The organism is Streptomonospora sediminis (assembly GCF_054778995.1).
Window position 1 is genome coordinate 18,149 of sequence record NZ_BAAGYZ010000009.1, and the last position, 19,249, is coordinate 37,397.

The window sequence follows — 19,249 nt, forward strand, 5'->3', positions numbered from 1 at the left end:
CGGCAGCCGAATTCGGCTATCAGGCCAAGACTAGTGACACCATTATAGTATCAACGCCCCGCCGGTGGTGTGATGGTCGTGTTCCGTACGACCGGATCGGAATAGGCGGAGGTGCCCGGTGCACATCGCGTTGTTCACCTTTCCGTTGCACGGCCACGTGAACCCGACTCTCGGTGTCGTCACCGAACTTGTGCGGCGCGGCCACCGCGTGACCTATGTGACGACGGAGGAATTTATCGGTGCCGTTGCCGCGGCAGGTGCCGAGGTTCTGCGTTACGAAAGTGTGCTGCCGCGCTCGCTCGATGCCGTCATCAAGGCGCCGAACGAGCTGACCGGCGATGAGTTCAACCGCTCCATCCGCTCCCTCACCGACGAAGGGCTCGCCCCGCTCGGGCGCGCGCACGAGCGGTTCGAGAGCGACCGGCCCGATGTCGTCCTGCACGACTTTACCGGGTTCCACACGGGAAAACTGCTCGCGCTCAAATGGGGGGTGCCGGCCGTCCAACTGTGCACCACAATGGTGTTCAACGACGAGTTCAACCCCTACCTGCAGTATTCCGACCGGCATCCCCCGATCGATCCGGAGCATCCAGCTATCGTGGCGGAGCGCGCGGCTCTGGCCGGGGCGCTCGCCGCGCACGGGTTGGACATGTCGCCGGAGGAGTTCAAGGCGGGTGCCGCCCCCACCTGCCGCAGCGTCGTGTTCCTGCCGCGCCGGATGCAGGCCGGCGCCGAGCACTTCGGGCCGGATTACGCTTTTGTCGGCCCGTGCCTGGGCGATCGCGGCTTCCAGGGGGCATGGCGGCGGCTCAAACCGCGCGATCCCGCGAAACCGCAGGTCGCGATTTCGTTCGGCACCTTCGGATACGCCCGCCAGCGCGGGTTCTTCGCCGAATGCGTGCGGGAGCTGGCCGACACCGGCTGGCACGTCGTGCTCGTATCCGGCCGCCTGGTCGACCCCGGCGAGCTGGAGCCGCTGCCCGACAACATCGAGGTGCACCCGTGGGTTCCGCAGCTGTCGCTGCTGGAGGAGACCGATGTGCTCGTCTCGCACTCCGGAATGGGCAGCGTCTGCGAAGCGCTCTACACCGGTACGCCGGTGGTGCTGCTGCCGCAGCTAACCGAACAGGACCTCATCGCTTCCCATGTCCAGGATCTCGGCCTGGGTAGCATGATCGGAAGGGAGGAGCTGAGCGCTGCGGCGCTGCGCAAAGCGGTTGGCGCCGTGCTGGACGACCCGGGGATCGGCCCGCGCCTGGCCGGGATGCAGCAGGCGATGCGCGACGCGGGCGGCGCCGCCCGGGCCGCCGACGAGATCGAGCTGTGCGCCGGCGCGTGATTGGAATTGTGCTGCGGTGGTGTGGGGAGGGATGCAAGGCGCATTCGCAGGCCACTGGGGTAGGCTTTTGAACAAGCAGGTCCGCGCGGGCTGCGTTGGTAGTGAAATTGGGATTATCGGGACCGGGCGCAGTTGCCCGGGATACGCTATGGCTGATGTGGCTGTTTAGTTAATATTTGGATGGTGCTGTATGGAGACAGGGGTAGTCGTACGTTTTGACGAGGAGCGGGGCTACGGGTTCATCGAACCGGACAGCGGCGGAGAGGATATCTTCATCCACGCTTCCGCGCTCGACGAGGAAGTCAAGTCGCAGCTCCACACGGGAAAGCGGGTCAAGTTCGATTCGGTCGGGGGCCACCGCGGCAAGAAGGCGTTCGATGTGCAGCTCGACACCGCTGCGGCACGGCCGGCCGCCTCGGCACCGAGCTCGCCGCGGCCCGCTTCCGAAGAAGTCGACGACGACACCGCGGAAGTCCTGTCGGAAGACGAGCTGCGCGGGAGGGTGACCGAATTGCTGCTTGAGGCCGCACCCGATCTGACCGGGTCGCAGCTTCTTGCCGTGCGTGCCGCCATCGGCCGCTTCGCCGGCGAACGCGGTTGGACCGTGTGACACCAGGCGTCTTATAAACCGGATGTAGGGCGGGGCCGGGGATCGACTCCCCGGCCCCGATCTTTTCCCGGAACCGGCGGGCGCCGGTACGGCACCAACCGCCGCGCCACGCGCCGGTGCTTCCCCCGCCCCGACCCGCCCTGCTCCCGTTTGCGCCGTGGAATCGCCGGTTGGGACAGGAGGGGAAAATGGGACTAAGCCCCGAATTCGCCGTTGGTGCCGTTTCGAGGGCTCTTGCCAGTGAGTTTCATTTTACGGGCGGTTCGTGCGTTTGGTGGTTTGGTGCGAATTTGCTGTCCGGAAACAGTGCCGTAACTCCCCAGAACCCGCAGGAGGTGATGAATGGCGCACACTGGCCAGGTCTGGCCAAGGTAGGTATTCTTCTGACAGTGGCGCAGCGCGGCTGCCACGATTTACTGCGCACGGTTCCGGCGCTGCTCGGGTTCCCGGCCCTGCGGCCGTACCACAGAATGCGCGCGATTTGCGCGGTCCGGGTCGGCACCGGCCGGTTTCCTCCAATTTCGCTGAAACGAACGGAAACCGGCTGCTGTGCATGGATACTGTCCGTAGTCCAGTGATCTCAGTCACTAACCGGGTTGGGTATTCTTCGTGGAGGGTGGTCGTGACGGACGGAGGCCAGGAGAAAACGGGTTTGCACCGACCGGTCGGCCCGGCATCCGACCGCGGCCCGCTGGGGCCCGACGCCGCGGCGGCCCTGGTCGGGCCGTCCCGCGCCGTGATCGTCGAGGGAGCGCGGGGCAGCGGCAAGACGGCGCTGCTCGACCGGTTCCTGCACTGCGCGGACAACCGATTCGCCGTCCTTGCGCACAGGTGTACGGCCGCCGACGCACAATCCGATTTGCATACCGCAAACGCGCTGTTCGGGCACATGAAGAACGAACCGGACACGCGGAAAAGGCCGGGAACCGCTTCCGCTGGGGCGCCCGCCGTGATATCACCGCACGAAAATGCGCTGCGGGTATTGCAGGATTTCCCGCTGGCGGTGCTGGTCGACGACTCGCACTGGTGCGACGGGAATTCGCTGCGGCTGCTCAGTGCGCTGCTGCACGAGACCGCCCGCCAACCGCTTTTTCTCGTCCTGACCCGCGAATCCGGTGCTGCGCCCGCCGACCCCGTGTTCGCGGAAATCGCAGCGCACCGGCGCTGCCGGCTGGTCGCCATGGCGGGTGCGGCCGACCGCCCGCAGCCGCCGCGGGGGGCGTTGCACCCCGGCCACGTACGCACGGTGGCCGCCGCTGTCGCGGTGCTGGGCGATTCCGAACCGCGGCTGGTGAGCGGCTGCTGCGGACTGCCCCTGGCCACGACCCGATCGGCACTGGCCCACCTCGGGCACGCCGGTGCCTCCGCAGTACCGGGTTCCGCCGCCGTTTCCGCCGCCGACATGCACCGCTACACCGGCGAACTCGCCGACACCGAGCTCGTCCGCCTGCGGCTGCGCGCGGCGCGGCTGCACAACGACGCCGGGCGGCCCGCCGGCGACATCGCCGACCACCTCCTCGCCCTCCCGCACCTGGCCGACCCCTGGATGCCGGAGATCCTCCTCGACGCCGCTGCCACCGCCGAACACGACGGCGCCCGGCCCAGGGCCGCGCGCTACCTGGCGCGGCTGGCAGCGGCGCAGCCCGAACGGGCCGGCGTCCGGCTCCTGCTCGCCCGGGCATTGGTCGGGCTCGATCCCGAGCGCGCCGCAACCGAGGCCGCAGGGGCGCTCCACCGCGCCGCCGACCCCGGCTCGCGCCGCAGAGCCGTCGCGCTGCTCACCATCGCCGCCAACAGCGGGCGCGGCCCGCACCAGGCGGTCCGGCTCGTCACCCGCGCACTCACCGGCAGCGCCGGCCCCGCAGTCCCCGGCAGCGAGGCGCGGACCCTGGCCGCCCTGGCCGCCGGCCTGCTGAGCACGAACCGGGCTGCGGCGGTCGAGGCCGCACGGTCGCGACTGGGCCCGCCCGACCCCCCTGGTCTTGCGGACCCCCATGTTGCGCACCCCCCGGATCTCCCGCAGTGCCACGAGGACCCCATCGGCATGCTGCGCGGGCCGGCCGCGGTGGCCGAACCCCGGGCACGCAGCCTGCTGCGGCCCGGCGCCGCCGCCCCCGGGCACTCGCTGGTGGCCGCGGCAGTGGCGCTGCACGCGGCCGGCGACCTGCCCGGCGGCCTGCAAGCACTGGACACCGCCATCGCCGGCGGCGCCGCCACCGGCGACCGGCGCACCATGAGCCAGGCGCTCGGCGGGCGAGCCCTGCTGCTGCGCGACAGCGGCGATGCCGACGCAGCGGCCGCCGACACCCGTGCGGCCACCCTGGTACTCGACCCCGGCATCGACCGCTCCGGCGCGACCCTGGCCCGGCTCGCCCTGGCCGGCGAGCTCTACTACGCCGAGGAACACGCAGCGGCCGAGGGCGTGCTGGAGGCCATGCGGCACTGCCGGGCGCTGGACCACCGGTGGGAAGAACCGCTCCGGCTGCTGTGGGCGGCACGGTTGCGCGCCGTCCGCGGCGATGTCGAGACCGCGCTGCGCCTGCTCGCCGAGTGCGGCCGCCTCCACGAGCGCGCCGCGATCAACAACCCCGTGTTCGCGCCGTGGTGGTTCGATTCCGCGCTGCTGCTGGGCAGCCTCCAGCTCTACGGCGCTGCCCGCGACCACCTCGAATACGGACGGGACCTGGCGCGCACCTGGTCCACGGCCCACGCCCGCGGTCTGCTCCTGCTCGCCGAGGGCGCCGCGACCCCCGCAGCCGCCGCGGTGGAGATCCTGGAAGAGGCCCGGCGCGACCTCGCCGCATCGAACCGCCGCTTGGAGCACGCAAGAGCCGAATACCTGCTCGGACGCTCGCTCCTGCAGCTCGACCACCGCAAAAAGGCGCGCCACCACCTGCGCCAGGCCGCGCTGCTGGCCACCAACACCGGGTGGTCCGCGCTCGGCCGGGCGGCCCGCGAAACCCTGGCCGGTGCCGGCGGGCGGATGCGGCGCGCCGTTCCGCACCGCGCCAACCTCCTCACGGCGCGCGAGCTGGAAGTGGCCGAGACCGTCGCGCGCGGGATGACCAACCGCGACGCCGCGGCCGCCCTGTTCGTATCGGTGCGCACCGTCGAACTCCACCTGACCAACATCTACCGCAAACTGGCCGTCGACAGCCGCAGCGAACTCGCAGCGGCACTGGGCGGCGGCGCGGCTACCGCGGCGCACGTGCCGCACCGTCCGACCAAAGCACCCGGCCGGTGCGCGAGCGGCCGCTGGAGGCAGCATGAGCCTGCCGGGTGAGCGGCTGATCGAGCGCGAGGACGCGCTGGCACTGCTGGACCGGCTCGTGGCCGGTCTGGCCGAACGGCGGCGTCCGGCCGTGGTCCGGATCAGCGGGGCGCCCGGCACCGGCCGCAGTTCCCTGCTGCGCCACCTCGCCGGACTCGCCGAGCGGTCCGGTCTGCCGGTGGCCGCGGCGCACTGCTACCCCTCCGACATGGCGCGCTCGGCCGTGGTACCGCAGCAGGTCTTCGCCGACCTCGGTGCGCGGCCGCCGGATGCCCTGCAGCGCGCCGGCGGCGAGCAGGCCGCGGCCCAACCGCTGCACCGCGAACTGCTTGCCGCGGTCGGCGGCGGGCCGCTGGTGCTGCTGGTCGACGACGTGCATTGGTGCGACCCCCGGTCGCGGGAATGGTTGCACGCCATCGCCCGCGCGGCCCGCGAAGGCCCGCTGCTGCTCGCGCTGGCCGAGACATCGGGCCTTTCCCGGCTGGACCCGGCCGGTGCGCAGCGCGTGGCACTCGCACCGTTGAGCCCGGCCGGTGCCGCCGAACTGGTGCGCAGATTCGGCCGCCCCGATGCCGGCGCCCACGCGCTCGAAGCCGCAGTGCGGGCCGGCCGCGGTATTCCCGCCGTGCTGAACGCCGCGCTGCTGCGCCTGCACGGCGAACCGTCCTGGGTCGAACGGCTGCCCGAAACCTGCGCCGAGCTGGCCACCCGGCAACTCGAACATCAGGTCGACGGTTTGCCGTCCGATCTGCGTGCCGTGCTGCGGGCGGTCGCCGCCGGCGACGGCCGGTTCACCGCCGAAGACCTGGCCGAACTGGTCGGCTGTACACCGGCCGGCACACAGGGTTCCCTTGCGGACCTGCACGCCGCAGGGCTGCTCGCCGCCGACCCGGCCGCCGGTGCCCGCGTCCCCGAGGCGGTGCGGCAGCGGATCCTCGCCGACATGGCCGCCGACGAGCGCAGCGCGCTCTTCTCGCAAGCCGCCGTACGCCTCTACAAGTCCGGAACACCCGATCCGGCCACCGCCGACCTCCTGCGCCTGGCACCGCCGCTCGGCGAACCCTGGGTGCCGGACGTGCTGAAATCAGCGGCAAAGCAGGCGCGCGCCGCCGGAGACCGCGAAAGGGCCGTGTCGCTGCTCGGCCGGGCGCTGCGCGAGCCCCTCCTGCCCGAACAGCATGCCGAAGTGCTGGTCGAAATCGGCGCCACCGAACCGTCCGGCGAACCCGGCGCCGGCGACCGCCACCTCTGCCACGTCCTCACCCGTTCCACCGGCCGCAGGTTGCGGGCCCACCGCGTCGCTGCCGCCGACCTGCTGCTCGCCGGCGGCAACGGCAGAGCCGCCGGCCGCGCGATCGCAACGGTGATCAACCGCGCGAACACCTCCGCCGCCGACCGCGCAGACCTGCTCGGTCTGTACTGGCTCGCCGCCGAAACCGCGCACGGCGGCGCGGGGTTCGGCACCGTTCCGGTTCCGGCGCTCGGCGAGGCCTGCACCCACCCGGTCCAGGCCGCAGCGGCCGCCATCCGGCTGGCCATCCGCGAACCGCAGCCCGAACGGGTGCGCGGGCTGGCGCAGGCGGCCCTGGCCGCACCCCCCGGTGCGCAACCCGTGCTGACCGCCCGCGCCGCAGCCGTGCACGCCCTGCAGTTGGCCGGCGACCTCGCCGGGGCCGAGATCCACGGCGACGACCTGGTGGCCGGAGCAGGCCGGCACCGGGCGCCGGTGCTGCAGAGCGGCGCGCTGCTGGCCCGCGCGCAGGTGCGGCTGGCCACCGGTGCGCTGCACGGAGCGGCCGCCGACCTCGCCCGGGCGAACGACACCCCGGGCAGGTGCCACCCGGCGCTGCGGTGCTACCTCGCGGCTACCGGGATCATGCTCGACCTCGAACTGCAGCGCCCCGACCGTGCGCAGTCGGCCGCCGAACACGCCCGGGACACCGACACTGCCGGAACCGGATTCTTCGGGGTGTACCTCGCATATGCGTCGGGCAGAGCCGCATTGGCCACCGGCGCCCACGACCGCGCTCTTGCGGCGTTTCGCGAGTGCAGCCGCTGGTTGGCCTCGCACGGGTGGCGCAATCCCGAGGTGCTCCCGTGGCGTACGGCCGCTGCCCAGTGCCTGGTCGGCTCCGGCGCCGAACAGGCCGGGCGGCGGCTGGCCGAGGAGGAGGTGGCCGCCGCCGCGCAGTGGGGCGCGGTCGCGGCCGGAAACGCCCACCTGCGCGCGTCCCGGGCGTTTGGACCGGGCTCCGATGCGACGGCGCACCTGGAACGGGCCGTGCCGCTGCTGGCCCAAGGCGGGGCGCGGCTGCAGTACGCCCGTGCGCTGACCGGGCTCGCCGCCGCGCGGCTCGCCGAACGCGACCGGGCGGCCGCGGCCCCCCTGATCGGCGAGGCGAGCGCGCTCGCCGACCACCACGGGTGGGACCTCCTCGCAGCGCAACTGCAGGAGTTGAGCGGCGAGCCCGGCGGCACCCGGCCCCAGGCGCGGGCCGGGCTCTCAAAGATGCAGCGGTGCGTGGCCGAGCTTGCCGCCGCAGGCGTGCCCAACGCGCGGATCGCCGACCGGTTGGCGGTCACCAAACGCACGGTGGAACTGCACCTGACCAACGCGTACCGGGCGCTGGGCATCAGCGGCCGCGAGCAATTGCCGTCCGCGCTCGGTGCCCGCCCCGGCACGCTCCCCGCGGACCCGTGATCGCGGTGCGGGCCGGACGCGAGCGCGAGCTGGCGCTGCTGGGCGATGCTGTGGCGGCCGCCGCCCGGGGCCGGGGCTCGCTCACCCTGATCGGCGGCCCGTTGGGGATCGGCCGGTCGGCACTGCTCGAATGCGCCGGCGGGCTCGCCGCGGACGGCGCCACCCGCGTCCTCGCCGCCGCGGTGCCGCCGCACGGCTCGGCCGGCGATTTCGCGACCGCGGTCCGCCTGCTGGCGCCCGCGGTGGCGCCGGCCGCGGACGGCGCCACCCAGCGCCGGAGTATGTTCAGCGGGGCGGCGCAGGCGGTACTGCCGCTGTTCGAGCCCGCCGCCTCCGGTACGGCCGCTGCGCCGGAGCGGGCGCCGGCCGTGCACGGGCTGCGCAGCCTGCTCGCCCGCGTGTGCGCCGACGGGCCGCTGGTCCTGCTCGTCGACGACCTGCAATGGGCCGATACGCCGTCCCTCGCGTGGCTGCGCGACTGCGTCCGCGAGATCAGCCGGCTGCCCATCGCACTCATCGGTACGGTGCGCGACGGCGATCCCGCCTCGGGCCGCGCCACCGTCCGCGAACTCGCGTCGTCGGCGACTTGGCGGCTGCTCCCCGCGCCGCTCTCGGCCGAAGAGTCCGCCGCCGTGCTCCGCGACCGGTTCGGCGCCGACGCAGGCGCGGACCTGGCCGCGGCCTGCCACACGGCGAGTTCGGGCATCCCGCTGGTCCTGCGGGCTCTTGAGCACGACCTGGCGATCCGCGGTCCCGCGGCCACCGCCCCCGAGCGGGTCGCCGACGGCCTGGCCGCGCGCTCGTGGTACCTGCGCGAGCGGGTCGCCGGCGCGCTGCGGGAGTCGCCGCAGCTGCGGGAGTGTGCGATGGCCGTCGCGGTCCTGGGCTCCCACGCCCGGCCCGCGCTGGTCGAACACGTCGCCGGTGGCGACCCGATCGCGGTGTCGGACGCCTGCATGGCACTGCGCCGGTTGGGGCTGCTCGCCCCGGGTGATCGGCTGCGCTTCAGCACTCCGGTGTTCGGCGAGACCATCGCCGAACTGATGGCCGCCGCCGACCACGAACGGCTGCAGCTGCGGGCGGCGCGTGCGCTGCACGACTGCGGGCATCCAGCTGACGCGGTCGCCGAGCGGCTGCTGACCATCCCGCTGGACTCGGCACCGCACTGGGCGCTGGAGGAGCTGCGCGCCGCCGCCGACTCGGCCGTACAGGACGGCGACCCGCACCGCGCCGCCGACTATTTGCGGGCGCTGCCGGCCGCGGCACACGGCGCGGGCGGGCAGGGGCGGCGCCTCGTCGACCTCGCGTCGGCGGAGGCGCGGTTCGACGCTGCGGCGGCGCTGCGCCACATCGGCCAGGCGGTCCGGTTGCTGCCGTCGCCGCAGGAGCAGGCCGACGCGGTCGGCACGCTCCCGGTGACGGCGCTGCGGGGCGCCGGGGGTCCCCCTGCCGCCGCCGTGGCGCGGGCGGCCGGGCACGGCACCGGGCATCTCGCGCACACGGCCCACTTGGGCCTGGAGGCCAGGCAGCGGTTCGCCTCCTGCGCCGATCCCGGCGCTGTGCACTCCGCGGTGCGGCGGTTGGACGCACTGGGCACCGCCCCGGGTGTGGCGACCGCGGCCGAACGGGAACTGCTCGCCGTCCTGCTGTACGCCGCCACCGTCGCGGCCGAGGCCGGCGCGCCGCGGATCGCCGCGTTGGCGGAGCGGCTGCTGGAGCGCGAGCCGGCGCTGCACGGCGGCACCGGCGGCACGGCCGCCCTGGCGCTGGTGTCCGCGATCGCCGCAGGTTCGCCCGCATACGCCCTGTCGTGGCTGGACAGCGCCCTGCAGCCGGCCGCGCAGCCACACTCGTACCCGGCCGGGCACGGGGCCCTGCTCGGCCTGCGGGCGGTGGCGCTGGCCCGCATGGGGCGGTTCGCCGCAGCCCGGGCCGCTGCATGGGAGCTGCACCAGGACAGCGGGGGAGATTTGCGCGGGGCGGCCGGAGCTCCGCTGATGGCGGTGGCCGCGGTTGCGATGGACGTCCGCGACGAACACCTTGCGCGGGCTGCGCTCGCCGCCTGCGGCGATGTGCCGGCGGGCGGCGCCGGGATGCAGCTGCAGGCGACCGCGGAGCTGCTGCGCGGGTCCCTGGCGGCGGGAGCCGACCCGGGCACGGCGCTGGAACATTTCCTGGCCTGCGGCCGCATCCTGCACCGCGCGGACTGGCAGAACCCGGTGCTGTTCCCGTGGCGGACCCGGGCGGCCCGCCTGCTGCACCGCCTCGGCGACGCCGGTTCGGCGCTGGAGATGGTCGAACAGGAGCACGGGTACGCCCGCCGGTGGGGCGCTCCCGAAGCGGTGGGGCGCACCCTCCGCGCCAAGGCTGCCCTGGTCGCCGCCGCCGAGGCCGGGCCGCTGCTCGACGAGGCCGTCGAGGTGCTCCGGTCGGCCGACGACCGGCCGGGGCTGGCCAAAGCGCTGCTGGAACACGGGATCGAGCTGCGCAACCGCGGCATGGCCGCCCAGGCCGAGGAACGGCTCGGCGAGTCCTACCGGCTGGCCGTGTCGTGCGGCGCCCAGTGGCTCGCGGAACGGGCGCTCGCCGCCGCCGACCGGCCGGCGGCGGTACCGGCGGACGCCACCGGTCTCAGCAAAAGCGAACGCTGGGTCGCCGAACTCGCGCTGCAAGGGCTGACCAATGTGGAGATCGCCGCGCAGCTCCAGGTGACGCGCCGGGCCGTCGAGAAACACCTGACGAACTGCTACCGGAAATTCGGCATATCGGGGCGGGCGGAACTGCGTTCGGCCTTCGGGAATTCCGCGCCGCGCCGGCCGTGAGAGCGCAGCCGTGTTCCGGACGCCCGGAACACGTGGCTACCTGCGGCCCGCAGACGGCGGGCACCCGGCGCACCGATGATCGTGCAGAAATGCCGAGATTTTAAAGTTGAGACGGGAATTTCTGCAGGGTCATCGCCGACCGTCACTAGGGGAAGTATTCGAATTTCCGGGGCGGCCATGGGAAAATCCCGGTGCCGTCTTTACGGTGCACCTATGGACGATACAGCACGGAACTTCGCCTTTTTCAGCTTCCCCAGAGTCGGGCACATCGGACCCACGCTGCCGGTCGTGCGCGCGCTGCGCGCCCGGGGCCACACTGTCACTTATGTGGTCGGCGACCGTTTCGGCGGCCTCGTGGCCGAAACCGGCGCCCGGACCCTCTGCTATCCGTCGGACTTTCCAGCCTCCGTGCCGCGGATGACCACCTCTGCGGACCTCGCCGAGGTGGTCGCCGCCTACCTCCGCGAAGGGATCGCCCCGCTGCCGATCGCGTGCACGGAGCTTGCCGGCCGCCCCGTGGATGTGGTCGTCGAGGACGCGCTCAGCACGGTGGCGAGCCGGCTGGTCGCCGAACGTGCCGACTGCCCGGTGGTGCGGGTGTTCCCCGGGTTGGCGGGCAACGAACAGGTGCCGATCAACGGTGTGGAACCCGGTCCGGGCGACCCGTCGCTCGACCCGGACCACCCGGCCATCACGGCGGTCGCCGCGGAACTGCCGGAACGGGTCCGGTCCTGCGGTCTCGACACCGCAGAACTCGACCGGATCCGCACCGCCAGAGCGGCCGCGGCCAACCTCGTGTTCGTGCCCAGGGCGTTCCAGCCCCGGGCCGAGTGCTTCACCGACGATTTCGTCTTCGTCGGCCCCAGCAGCGCGGCACGGCCGGCGGCGGCCGCCGCCGGCTGGCGGCCGCGCGCGGACGCGGCCAAGGTCGCACTGGTCACGCTGGGGACCTCGGCGAACGGCAACCCCGGCTTCTTCCGTTCCTGCGCCGACGCGTTCGCCGGAACCGGATGGCAGGTGCTGATGGCCGGAGGCGGGCACATGGATCCGGCCGAAATGCAGGACATGCCCCGCGAGACCGAACCGCACGCCTGGCTGGACTTTGACGCGGTGCTCCCGCACGTCGACGTCATGGTGTGCCAGGCGGGTGCCGGGACCCTGATGGACGCGTTCCGGCACGGCGTACCTGTGGTCGCCGTGCCCCAGCAGCCCGATGCGCGGGCCACGGCAGAGCGGACGGAGCAGTTGGGGCTGGGCCGGGTGGTGCGCGGCGAGGCGACCGGGACCGCGGTCCGCGATGCCGCCATGGCGGTCGCCTGCGACGGCCGGATCGCGCGTAACGTCGCCCTGATGGAGGCGGAGATCCGGGGCTGCCCCGGCGCCGAGGGCGCGGCGGATGTGCTGGAGCGCATAGCGGCGGGGCAGGGCAGCGGCCAGGGGTGCAACGCCGCGTGAACGCGGTCGCGCCGCGGAAACGGGCGGCCCGCCGCCCGCCCCGGCATTCGCAACGGGCATCCGCGCCGGCCCGCTAACGGGGGTCAGGACGCCCGTCCGCCCGGTCCTCAGCTGCCGGGCGGGCCGGAGTGCAGCGTTCGATCTCGTCGGCGGCGCGGCGGGCGCCCCCGGCGTCGGCTATGCGGGCGCTCATCGCCCGCACCCGTTCGGCCACGGCGGGATCGCCGGCGGCTGCTGACGCCGCCCGGCGCACCGCCTGGGGGCTCGCGTCGCAGCGCTCCAAGTGGGTGCCGAGCCCCAACTCGGCCACGCGCTCGGCATTGGCGCGCTGCTCGCCGGTGCGGGGGATGGCGACCACCGGGACGCGCCAGTACAGCGCCTCCATCACGCTGTTCATCCCGCCGGTACCGACATAGACGCCCGCGTACGGCAGCACGGCGCTGTGCGGCAACCACCGGTGCATTTCGATGCCCGCACCCGCACCGGCGCCGCCGATCGCGGCCGCGTCGGCGCGGTCTCCCACGGTCATCACCACATGCCAGTCGCCGCCCGAGAACGCCTCGGCGCAGTTGCGGAAGAACCCGGGCGTGTCGTTGTGCGTGGTCCCCAACGAGACCAGGGCGATCCGCTTGCCCGCCGGAGGAGTCCACGCCGCCCCCTTTCCGGGGAGCTCCGGGGACGGGCCGACGAACACGTAACGGTCGCCGAATCCGGTGTCGCCGTTCGGCTGGAAGGCCCGCGGTACGAACACGATGTTCGCGCAGGCATCTTCGCGCTGCACCGCCGCCATCACGTCCTCAGTGGCAAAGCCGAGCGCGGCGAGTTCGTCCATCCGGTCCAGCCACGCCCGGCCCAGGAACGGTCGGCTCAGGATCTCGGCGCCATCGGCCCGCCCCGGCTCCGCCTGCCCGCTTTGCTCCGCCCGCCCACCCTGCCCCGCCTGCCCGCCGGCACCGGCCGTGTCTTCACCCGCGGTGGAGCCGGGCCCGGCGAAGTGCGCGAAGAGCCGGACCAGGGGCAGATCCCAGCGCCAGGAAAGCAGCCGCGCGGTGTGTGCGCCGATGTCGTCGTGCACGATCAGATCGGGCGGGTCGCCGGACAGGCTCTCCAGCGCCGGCCCCAGCGGAGCGAACCCCTCGTTCAGCAGGTCGACCAGCATCGCGGCGGCCTCGTCGACCGACTGCGCCTCGCCGAACGGCTCGGGGAAGTCCGACGCGTAGCCGACGACGCGTACGCCCGGGTTTTCGGCCGCTGCGGTGAACCGCTCGGCGACAAAATGGGTGACCCGGTGGCCCCTGCGGACGAGTTCGCCGACAACGGGAAGCGCCGGCTTGATGTGACCGTAACCGGGGAAGCTGAAAAAGGCGTAGTGCCGACCGTTCGGCCCGGATGCGGACACCACCTTCGTTCCTCCCCTCGTGTTTCAGTGCGGCCTTCTTTTCCACACACCTATCACCTTGCGCCGCACTCGCGTCCACGATCCATCGCGTAGCAGCAGAATTGTGGGTGTACCCCCATATTTGCCGCGTGCGCCATTTAATGACCGGTGTTCTACCTAGTTTCCCGCTGTTATCAATGAGATATGCGTCATCCGCCACGGGGGCGCCCAGTGAGGAGGCTCTATGCAGCGTCGCCCGCAAGGCCTGTTGCGAAAGCCGGACGCGATACTGCCGCGGCGGATCGCGAGGTCCGCCGCGACCGTCGACGATGGCGCGTTGCCGCTCGCCGAGATCTGGAACTGGATCGCGGAGCAGAACCGCGCCCAGCGGCACGATGCCGCCCGCATCCCGTTCGCCATGCTGCGCAACTGGAGTTTCGACCCGGACAGCGGCAATCTCGGCCACGACAGCGGCCGGTTCTTCACCGTCGAAGGGCTGGAGGTCTTTACCGACTACGGGCCGGTGCCCCACTGGTCCCAGCCGATCATCCACCAGCCGGAGATCGGGATCCTGGGTTTCCTTGCCAAGGACATCGGCGGCGTCCTGCACTTCCTGGTGCAGGCCAAGTCCGAACCGGGCAACCACAACGGCGTGCAGCTGTCGCCCACGGTGCAGGCCACCAAGAGCAACTACACCCGGGTCCACAAGGGCCGCGATGTCCCCTGCCTGGAGTACTTCCGCAACGCGCCGCCGGAGAACATCCTCGCCGACGTGCTGCAGTCCGAGCAGGGGTCGTGGTTCTACCGCAAGCGCAACCGGAACATGATCGTCGAGATCACCGACGACATCGCACCGTCGGACCACTTCTGCTGGCTCACCCTCGGCCAACTGCACGAGCTGCTGAAGGTGGACAACCTCGTCAACATGGACGCGCGCACCGTGCTGTCGTGCATGCCTGCCGGCCTGGCCGACGGCGGCCCCGGTCCCGACGGCGGCCTGCCCGCGGCGATCGCGCGGTCGGCGCAATCCACCGCCGGCAGCCTGCACACCTCCACCGCGGTGATGAGCTGGATCACCGAACACCAAACCCGGCATTTCGTGCAGACCACTCCCATCCAGTTAAAAACTGTCAAGGAGTGGCACATCACCGACGACGTGATCGCGCACGACCGCGGCCTGTTCTTCGGGATCATCGCGGTCGAGGTCACCACGAACAGCCGCGAAGTCGGCGGCTGGACCCAGCCGCTCGTGCGCCCGAACAGCATCGGCACCATCGCCCTGCTCGTCAGACGAATCGACGGTGTGCTGCACGCCCTGGTCAACGCCCGAATGGAACCCGGGTACCTCGACGTGGTGGAACTCGCCCCGACCGTGCAGTGCAGCCCGGAGAACTACACCGACGCCGACCGGCCGCCGTACCTGGACACGGTGCTCAACATCCGGCCGGAACAGGTGCTGTACGACGTCGAACTCTCCGAGGAGGGCGGCCGCTTCTACCGCGCCCGCAACCGCTACCAGATCATCGAGGTCGGCTCCGAAATCCCCGACTGCTCCGCCGATGGCGGACTCGCCGGCTACCGCTGGCTCACGCTGTACCAGCTGACCGACCTGCTGCGGCACAGCCACTACATCAATGTCCAGGCGCGCAGCCTGATCGCGTGCTTGAGGGGGCTGCAATGAACCCGGCACTTCGGATAGGCGCACTCGGCTGCTCCTCGATCGCGCGCCGGCGCACCCTGCCCGCGCTGTGCGCCGCAGAGACGGCGGACCTGGCCGCGGTCGCGGCACGCTCGCCCGATCGGGCGAAACAGTTCGCGGCGGAGTTCGGCGCGGTCCCGATGAGTTACGAAGAACTGGCCGTCGGTTCCGGCGTCGACGCGGTCTACGTGTCGCTGCCCACCGCGCTGCACTACGAGTGGACCAAGCGGGCGCTGCTCGCCGGAAAGCACGTGCTGTGCGAGAAACCGCTGACGACGACCGCGCCGCACACCGCCGAACTCACCGCCTTGGCCGCCGAACGCGGTCTCGTGCTGCGGGAGAACTTCACCTTCCCGCACCACCCCCAGCACGCCCGCGTGCGCGACTTGCTCGACCAGGGCCGGCTGGGCGTGCTGCGGACCTTCACCGCGACCTTCGGCATCCCGCCGCTGCCCGCCGGCGACATCCGCTACGACCACCGGCTCGGCGGGGGAGCGCTGCTCGACGTGGGGGTCTACCCGCTGCGCGCCGCCCGGTTCCTGCTCGGCGGGGATCTGTCGGTGGCCGGTGCCGCGCTGCGGATCGACGGCGGCAAAGGTGTCGACGTCGCCGGGCACGCCCTGTTGACCACCGGCGGCGGGGCGTTCGCCTCGTTGGACTTCGGGTTCGAGCACAGCTACCGGTCGCGGTACCGGCTGTGGGGGAGTTCGGCCTCGTTGGCCCTCGACCGCGCCTTCACGCCCCCGCCGACCTGGCAACCGGTGTTGCGCATCGACGAGCAGGACCACGCCGAGGAGATCCGGGCGGCACCGGCCGACCAGTTCGCCCGCGCGGTCGACTCGTTCGCCCGCGCGGCCCTGTCCGGCGCCGATCCGGCGGTCGAGGCCGCGTGGAACGAATCGGCGGAAGGCACGGCACGGCTCGTCGAGGAGATCCGGGCGGCAGCTGTACGGACCACCCACGATCCGGCGGTGGAGGCCTGATGGAGATCGTCGGCGACGGGTTCATCGCCCGCCACACCAGGGAGTACTTCGCCGACCGCTACCCGTCCTGCACGCTCATCGCGGCGGGGGTCTCCAGCGTGCTCGTGACCGATGCCTCCGAGTTCGAACGGGAGGCCACCCTCGTCTACGACGTGCTGCGGCGCTGCAAGGCCGCCGGGCGCACGGTGGTCTTCCTGTCCACCGCATCGGCCGGTATGTACGGCGTCGACGATTCGCCCGGTGCCGAGGACGGCCCTGTTTTCCCGCTGACTCCCTACGGCCGACACAAACTCGCCTTGGAGAGCGTGTGCGCCGGTTCCGGCGCCCGGTGGCTGGTGCTCCGGCTCGCCCACATTGTGGGAGCGGGCCAGCAGCGGCACCAACTGCTGCCGTCGCTGACCCGGCAACTGCTCAGCGGCGCGGTCACCGTGCACACGGGCGCCTCCCGCGACCTGCTCGACGTGCACGACATGCTGCGGATGCTGGACCACCTGCTCGACGGCGGCATAGCCGACCAGGTGGTCAACCTGGCCACCGGCAGACCGGAGGCGGTCTCCGACATCGTGGACGGCTTGGAGGAGCGGCTCGGTGTGAGCGCGGAACGGCAGCGCATCGATGTGCCGACCAAACACGCGGTGGTCGATACCGGCCGGCTGCGCGCGCTCATTCCGGAATTGGAGCAGTACGGTTTCGGGCCCGAATATCTGGCCACTCTGCTGGACCGGCACGTCGGCGAGTTGAAGGCGAACGCGCTGCACGACCTCGGCATCCAGCGCGCGGCCGGTGTCGGCCGGCCCGCGGATATGTGACCGGTCCGGCCGCCGTATCTGAACATTTTTCTACCGACTGCGGGTCTATTGTTGCCTGCGCAGCGCCGACCGCGTGTCAAATTGTCGCACGACCTATGGGGTAACGATGAAGGGAATTGTGCTCGCGGGTGGAAGTGGAAGCCGGCTCCAGCCCGCGACTCTTGCGGTTTCCAAGCAGCTCGTGCCGGTATACAACAAACCGATGATCTACTACCCGATTTCCGTGCTGATGCTGGCAGGTATCAGGGATATCCTTATTATTTCCACGCCCGTCGACCTGCCTTTGTTCGAGCGGCTGCTCGGCGACGGGTGGTGGCTGGGGCTGCGGATCACCTACGCCGAACAACCCGAACCCAACGGCCTCGCCGAGGCGTTCGTCATCGGCCAGGACCACATCGGCGACGACAGTTGCGCGCTGATCCTGGGCGACAACATCTTCCACGGCCCGGGGTTCTCACACCTGCTGCAGCGCGCGATCCGGGACCTCAAGGGCTGCATGCTCTTCAGCTACCCCGTCAGCGATCCGCACCGGCACGGAATCGGCGAGGTAGACGCAGCGGGAAACCTGGTCTCGCTTGAGGAAAAACCGCAGAACGCAAAATCGAACCGGGCGATAACCGGCCTGTACTTCTACGACAACGATGTCGTGGAAATCGCCGGCAGCCTGGTCCCCTCCGCTCGGGGGGAGCTGGAGATAACCGACCTCAACAACGTCTACCTCGACCGGGGGCGGGCCAAAGTGGTCGATCTGGGCCGCGGATTCGCGTGGCTCGATACCGGGACCCATGAGTCGCTGCTCGATGCGGGGCAGTACGTGCAGACCCTTGAGGAACGCCAGGGCGTGCGGATCGCGTGCCTGGAGGAGATCGCGCTGCGCATGGGCTTCATCGGCCCCGAATGGTGCTACGAGCTCGGGGCGCGGTTCAGCAATTCGGGATACGGCCGCTACGTCCAGGAGATCGCGGCCTCCGAGGGCGGCCGGCGGGCCGGGGGAGGGCGGTAGGGATGCGGGTTCTGGTCACCGGCGGCGCCGGATTCATCGGTTCGCACTATGTACGCAGCCTGCTCGCCGGCGAGTACGCCGACTGCCGGCCGGACGAGGTCGCCGTGTTGGACGCGTTCACCTATGCCGGCAACCGCGGGAACCTCGCCGCTGTTTCGGACGATGCCCGGCTGCGCGTTGTGGTCGGCGACATTTGCGACCCGGCCCTGGTCAAGGAGGAGATGGCAGGCAGAGACCTGGTCGTGCACTTCGCCGCCGAGTCCCATGTGGACCGGTCGATCGCGCGGGCGGCCGAGTTCGCTGCGACGAATGTGGTGGGTACGCAGACTCTGCTGCACGCGGCCCTGGAAGCCGGGGTCGGCCGGTTCGTGCATGTGTCCACCGACGAGGTCTACGGTTCGATCGACGAAGGGTCGTGGCCGGAGGAGCACCCGCTCGCGCCCAACTCGCCCTACGCCGCGTCCAAGGCCTCGGCCGATCTCATGGCGCGGGCGTTCCACACCACCCACGGCCTCGACGTGTCGATCACCCGCTGCTCCAACAACTACGGCCCCTACCAGCACCCGGAGAAGGTCATCCCGCTGTTCGTGACCAACCTCCTCGACGGGAAACCGGTGCCCCTCTACGGCGACGGGGGCAATGTGCGGGACTGGCTGCACGTCGACGACCACTGCCGCGCCATCCAGCTCGTCGCGCAGCACGGCAGGTCCGGCGAGGTCTACAACATCGGGGGCGGCACCGAACTCACCAACCTGGAGCTGACCCGCCGGCTGCTGGAGATCACCGGGCGCGACGAGTCGGCGATCCGGCCGGTCGCGGACCGCAAGGGCCACGATCGCCGCTATTCGGTGGACATCGCCAAGATCTCGCGGGAGCTCGGTTACTCGCCGCGGGTCGGCATCGGAGACGGGCTCCGCGAGACGGTCGACTGGTATCGGGACAACCGCCGGTGGTGGGAGCCGCTCAAGGGCCGCTGACCCTCCGGTCCCAGCCCCCGACCCCCGGCCAATGACCTCTGACCCGCATGCGCCGCTGTCCAACGCCCGGCCCTCCCATGCCGCCGCGCGGCGCCCGGCCGGCGAGCCGCGCGTACAGCGGCCAATTCCGACAAGACCACCGTCCCGACCGAAGTCCGGCATCCGAACATTCCGCCCCCCAACCGACCGCTACCACAGTATT

General features: G+C 71.7%; 13 protein-coding genes. 12 read left to right on the top strand and 1 reads right to left on the bottom strand.

The window, feature by feature from the left end; all coding sequences use genetic code 11:
• Positions 1–118: 118 nt before the first annotated feature.
• The 7 genes from ACYVD5_RS03025 (at position 119) to ACYVD5_RS03055 (ending at position 12,198) form a co-directional block, all read left to right on the top strand.
• On the top strand, positions 119–1,339 hold the full coding sequence (locus ACYVD5_RS03025; RefSeq protein ID WP_460999321.1) for a macrolide family glycosyltransferase: 1,221 nt from the start codon (positions 119–121) through the stop codon (positions 1,337–1,339).
• Positions 1,340–1,529: 190 nt separating this feature from the next.
• The gene (locus ACYVD5_RS03030; protein ID WP_460999322.1) at positions 1,530–1,949 is read left to right on the top strand and encodes a cold-shock protein; all 420 of its coding nucleotides are present in this window, start codon (positions 1,530–1,532) and stop codon (positions 1,947–1,949) included.
• A 188-nt stretch (positions 1,950–2,137) separates the two neighbouring features.
• A complete protein-coding gene (locus tag ACYVD5_RS03035; protein WP_460999323.1) occupies positions 2,138–2,527 on the top strand; it encodes a hypothetical protein in 390 nt (129 codons plus the stop codon).
• 44 nt (positions 2,528–2,571) lie between these two features.
• Entirely contained in the window at positions 2,572–5,232 is a 2,661-nt protein-coding gene (locus ACYVD5_RS03040) for a helix-turn-helix transcriptional regulator (RefSeq protein ID WP_460999324.1), read from the top strand.
• A complete protein-coding gene (locus ACYVD5_RS03045) occupies positions 5,216–7,921 on the top strand; it encodes an AAA family ATPase (protein WP_460999325.1) in 2,706 nt (901 codons plus the stop codon). Before ACYVD5_RS03040 ends, ACYVD5_RS03045 begins: the two co-directional genes overlap by 17 nt.
• The gene (locus ACYVD5_RS03050) at positions 7,918–10,743 is read left to right on the top strand and encodes an AAA family ATPase (protein ID WP_460999326.1); all 2,826 of its coding nucleotides are present in this window, start codon (positions 7,918–7,920) and stop codon (positions 10,741–10,743) included. The genes ACYVD5_RS03045 and ACYVD5_RS03050 overlap by 4 nt, the downstream gene beginning before the upstream one ends.
• 213 nt (positions 10,744–10,956) lie before the next feature.
• A complete protein-coding gene (locus ACYVD5_RS03055) occupies positions 10,957–12,198 on the top strand; it encodes a macrolide family glycosyltransferase (protein WP_460999327.1) in 1,242 nt (413 codons plus the stop codon).
• Positions 12,199–12,271: 73 nt separating this feature from the next.
• Here ACYVD5_RS03055 and ACYVD5_RS03060 read toward each other — a convergent pair whose 3' ends face one another.
• Positions 12,272–13,600 carry a macrolide family glycosyltransferase gene (locus ACYVD5_RS03060; RefSeq protein WP_460999328.1) on the bottom strand — a complete coding sequence of 443 codons (1,329 nt, stop codon included), beginning with the start codon at positions 13,598–13,600 and terminating at the stop codon, positions 12,272–12,274.
• Between the two features lie 220 nt (positions 13,601–13,820).
• Here ACYVD5_RS03060 and ACYVD5_RS03065 point away from each other — a divergent pair, with 220 nt between their 5' ends.
• The 5 genes from ACYVD5_RS03065 (at position 13,821) to rfbB (ending at position 19,047) form a co-directional block, all read left to right on the top strand.
• The gene (locus ACYVD5_RS03065; protein ID WP_460999329.1) at positions 13,821–15,257 is read left to right on the top strand and encodes an NDP-hexose 2,3-dehydratase family protein; all 1,437 of its coding nucleotides are present in this window, start codon (positions 13,821–13,823) and stop codon (positions 15,255–15,257) included.
• Positions 15,254–16,258: a Gfo/Idh/MocA family protein gene (locus ACYVD5_RS03070; RefSeq protein ID WP_460999330.1), complete on the top strand. Its 1,005-nt coding sequence runs from the start codon at positions 15,254–15,256 to the stop codon at positions 16,256–16,258. The genes ACYVD5_RS03065 and ACYVD5_RS03070 overlap by 4 nt, the downstream gene beginning before the upstream one ends.
• Complete coding sequence (locus ACYVD5_RS03075; protein WP_460999331.1) at positions 16,258–17,067, top strand: NAD-dependent epimerase/dehydratase family protein; 810 nt, start codon at positions 16,258–16,260, stop codon at positions 17,065–17,067. Before ACYVD5_RS03070 ends, ACYVD5_RS03075 begins: the two co-directional genes overlap by 1 nt.
• Positions 17,068–17,173: 106 nt before the next feature.
• Positions 17,174–18,070 (top strand): glucose-1-phosphate thymidylyltransferase RfbA, encoded by an 897-nt coding sequence (gene rfbA, locus ACYVD5_RS03080; protein WP_460999332.1) that lies wholly within the window; start codon positions 17,174–17,176, stop codon positions 18,068–18,070.
• Between the two features lie 2 nt (positions 18,071–18,072).
• The gene (gene rfbB / locus ACYVD5_RS03085; protein ID WP_460999333.1) at positions 18,073–19,047 is read left to right on the top strand and encodes a dTDP-glucose 4,6-dehydratase; all 975 of its coding nucleotides are present in this window, start codon (positions 18,073–18,075) and stop codon (positions 19,045–19,047) included.
• Positions 19,048–19,249 lie beyond the last annotated feature (202 nt).

Bases quoted from the DNA above. Each gene is read 5' to 3' on its own strand.
- rfbA (WP_460999332.1), top strand. From the start codon at position 17,174: ATGAAGGGAATTGTGCTCGCGGGTGGAAGTGGAAGCCGGCTCCAGCCC.
- ACYVD5_RS03045 (WP_460999325.1), top strand. From the start codon at position 5,216: ATGAGCCTGCCGGGTGAGCGGCTGATCGAGCGCGAGGACGCGCTGGCA.
- ACYVD5_RS03055 (WP_460999327.1), top strand. From the start codon at position 10,957: ATGGACGATACAGCACGGAACTTCGCCTTTTTCAGCTTCCCCAGAGTC.
- ACYVD5_RS03065 (WP_460999329.1), top strand. From the start codon at position 13,821: ATGCAGCGTCGCCCGCAAGGCCTGTTGCGAAAGCCGGACGCGATACTG.
- ACYVD5_RS03075 (WP_460999331.1), top strand. From the start codon at position 16,258: ATGGAGATCGTCGGCGACGGGTTCATCGCCCGCCACACCAGGGAGTAC.
- ACYVD5_RS03030 (WP_460999322.1), top strand. From the start codon at position 1,530: ATGGAGACAGGGGTAGTCGTACGTTTTGACGAGGAGCGGGGCTACGGG.
- ACYVD5_RS03035 (WP_460999323.1), top strand. From the start codon at position 2,138: ATGGGACTAAGCCCCGAATTCGCCGTTGGTGCCGTTTCGAGGGCTCTT.
- rfbB (WP_460999333.1), top strand. From the start codon at position 18,073: ATGCGGGTTCTGGTCACCGGCGGCGCCGGATTCATCGGTTCGCACTAT.
- ACYVD5_RS03070 (WP_460999330.1), top strand. From the start codon at position 15,254: ATGAACCCGGCACTTCGGATAGGCGCACTCGGCTGCTCCTCGATCGCG.